Source organism: Bartonella gabonensis (assembly GCF_903679515.1).
Taxonomy (GTDB): domain Bacteria; phylum Pseudomonadota; class Alphaproteobacteria; order Rhizobiales; family Rhizobiaceae; genus Bartonella; species Bartonella gabonensis.
Genome location: NZ_CAHOYM010000069.1, coordinates 1 through 3,461, shown reverse-complemented (window position 1 = coordinate 3,461; position 3,461 = coordinate 1). Strand labels below are relative to the sequence as shown.

Genomic DNA, 3,461 nt, shown 5'->3' with positions numbered 1-3,461 from the left:
GAGAAAACACGGCAAATTGGTGGAGTTGCAGCGGGTAGTGCAGATACTGATGCTGTAAATATTGCGCAGTTAAAGTCATTACAAACCTATGTAGACAAAGGCTGGAAATTATCTGTTAATGGTAAAAATGCTGAAGCTATTGCTGTAGATGGCACGGTAGATTTTTCCGCTGGCAGTGGAAACCTCCAAATCACCAAAGGCGAAGGTGATAATAATGTAAAATTTGACCTAGCAAAATCAGTTACGGTGGATACAGTAAAAGCAGATCGAGTTGAATTAGGGGAAAATATTATATTAGACTCAGCAGGCTTAATTATCAAAGATGGTCCCAAAATCACAGCTTCTGGCATTGATGTTGGTAATAAAAAGATTACAAGTGTAGCAGAGGGTAAGGACACGACTGATGCGGTGAATTTGGGACAACTGAACAAAGTCAAGCAAGAAGTTGAAAAACAAGTAGCAGAGAACAGTTTTGTTAAACAAGATTCCAAGACAAAACACATCACCATTGGTAAGGATACAGATGGTGATACAATTGATCTAGTCAATAAACATGGTGATACTCGAACTATTTCTGGTGTAAAAGCTGGTACCAAAGAAACCGACGCCGTAAATCTTGCTCAGCTAAAAGCAGTACAAGCAGCAGCGGCTGTAAAAGGTTTAAAAATTAATACTTCTGCTGCAGATTTTAAAGATCCTATAGCTGATGCAGAAAACTCAATTGCTATTGGTAATGGCGCCAACGTTGATAAAAAATCCAGAAATTCGCTTGCTTTTGGTAACAATGCATCCGTATTTGGTAGTGATAGCATGGCTTTTGGTGTTGGTGCAACTACTAGTAGTAGGGGTGCTGTTGCTTTTGGTGCTAATGCAATCGCTAGTAGAGGAGGCTCTATAGCTTTTGGTGAAAGCGCAATCTCGAGTGCTGACGGCACGATTGCTTTTGGTAGTAACACAAGGGCTGAAGTCATTGGTTCGATTGCTATTGGTTATAGTGCAGGAGGTGAGATAGGAAAGGATACTTCCTATGCGGTTATGCTTGGTATGCAAACAAAAGCATCAGTGGCGAACGGCATTGCCCTAGGTTCAAATTCTGTAGCTGATGTTGATTCTGGTGGTAGGGGTTATGATCCTAGTATTAGAGAAAATTCAGATAAACAGGATAGTACATGGATAGCTAGCCTTGGTGCACTCAGTATTGGTGATCCTAAAAACAATAAAACCAGACAGATTGTAGGTGTTGCAGCAGGCACGAGCGATACCGATGCAGTCAATGTTGCCCAGCTAAAAGCATTACAAAACTCTATAATCCCAAGTTGGGATCTTTCTGTTAATGGTGCAAATACGACGAATGTTAATTCAACCAGCCCAATGGATTTAGCAGCTGGCAGTGAAAACCTTAAAATTACCAAAGGCGATAAAGACAATAAGGTAAAGTTTGATCTCGCGAAGGATATTGCACTCAATAAGATAACAGTAGGATCCAATACTCTAGACGCAGCAGGCTTAATTATCAAAGATGGTCCCCAATTCACTACTTCTGGTATTGATGCTGGCAGTAAAAAGATTACAAATGTAGCAAACGGTACGGACACGGCTGATGCGGTGAATTTTGGACAATTGAACAAAGCCAAGCAAGAAGTTCAAGAACAAGTAGCTGCCAATAGTTTTGTAAAACAGGCTGATAAAACAAAACACATCACCATTGGTAAAGAAACAGATGGGAATATAATTAATATTCAAAACAATAAGAATGAGAACCGAACCCTTTCTGGTTTGACAGGTGGCACAATCTCTAAAGATTCACATGATGCGGTAAATGGCTCTCAGCTTTTTGAGACCAATGATAAGGTTGCAAAGTACTTTGGCGGCGGTGCTGGCTATACGGGTGGTACATGGACTGCTCCAACATTTAAGGTTCAAACTGTTGATACTGATGGCGATAAAAAATATGAGACTTATACGGACGTCGCTTCTGCTTTCGCAGGTGTTGGTACGTCTATCACGAATGTTCAAAATAAAGTTACCAATGATATAAAGAATAAGTTCGAACAACTTAATCAAAATATCATAAATATCACTCAAGAAATTCAAGGTGATGCCTTGTCATGGAATGATACGGACAAAGCCTATGATGCACGTCATGGAACAGAAGGAGAAAGAAACAACAGCAAGATCATGCATCTTGCCGATGGAGCTATTACATCTGGTTCAACGGATGCGGTTACTGGCGGTCAACTTTACACGATGAACAATGCATTGGCGGGATATTTGGGTGGTGGAGCTAAGTATGATGATAAGGATGGTAAATGGCATGCTCCCACTTACACGCTTAAAAGCTATAAAGAAGATGGTACAGAAGAAAAAGCATTTGACTATGATAATGTAGGCTCTGCCTTTGCAGGAATTGATACAAATTTTAAAAATGTGAACACTCATCTGACGAATATTGTTGAAGAATTTAATAAAAAAGTAGACAATATTAACAAAGAAGTTAAAGGCGATGCTTTACTATGGAGCAATGATGACAGTGCTTTTGTAGCTCAGCATGGAGATAAAAAAGAAAACAGCAAGATTACTCATCTTGCTGCTGGAGATATTGCTTCTGGCTCTACAGATGCAGTTACGGGTGATCAGCTTTATTCTTTGGGTGAGAATGTTGCGAATTCTTTGGGTGGTAGTGCTAAGTATGAGAATGGCCAATGGACCACTCCTAGCTTTAAGGTCAAAACTGTTAACTCTGATGGCAAGGAAGATGAAAAAAGCTATACGAGTGTAGCAGCTGCTTTTGAAGGTGTTGGTACTTCTTTCACGAATATCAAAAATGAAATGACCAACCAGATTAATAATGCCATTACCAATGTACAAGGTGAGAGCCTTATTAAGAAAGATCCAAAGACAAATAATATCACTATTGGTAAAGAAGTAGAAGGCAATGAAATCAATATTGCCAACAACACAAACGAGGCACGTACTCTTGCCGGTGTGAAAGCTGGTTCTGATGCGACCGACGCAGTAAATTTTTCGCAACTGCAAAAAGTTGAAAAAGATATCAAAGAACAAGTAGCCGCCAGTAGCTTCGTAAAACAAGATTCTGAGACACAATACATCACCATTGGTAAGGAAACAGGTGGTGATAAAATTGATATTTCTAACGATAAAAATGATAAACGTACTCTTACAGGCATAAAAGCTGGTACGCTCTCTGAAGATTCAACAGAAGCCGTTAATGGTTCACAGCTTTTCGAGACAAATGATAAGATTGCTACTTACTTAGGTGGTGGAGCTAGTTATAAAGATGGTGCATGGAAAGATCCTCATTTCACACTTAAAACTGTTGATGCTAATGGTAATTCTGARGATAAGAACTATACTAATGTAGCGGAAGCTTTAACTGGAGTTGGTACGTCTATCACGAATGTTCAGAATAAAGTTACTAATGATATAACAAATAAGTTCGA

At 39.4% G+C, this 3,461-nt stretch carries 1 pseudogene; it reads left to right on the top strand.

What is annotated here, in order from left to right:
* Window positions 1-3,461, top strand: a pseudogene (locus HWX04_RS07865) (hypothetical protein); the annotation flags it as partial.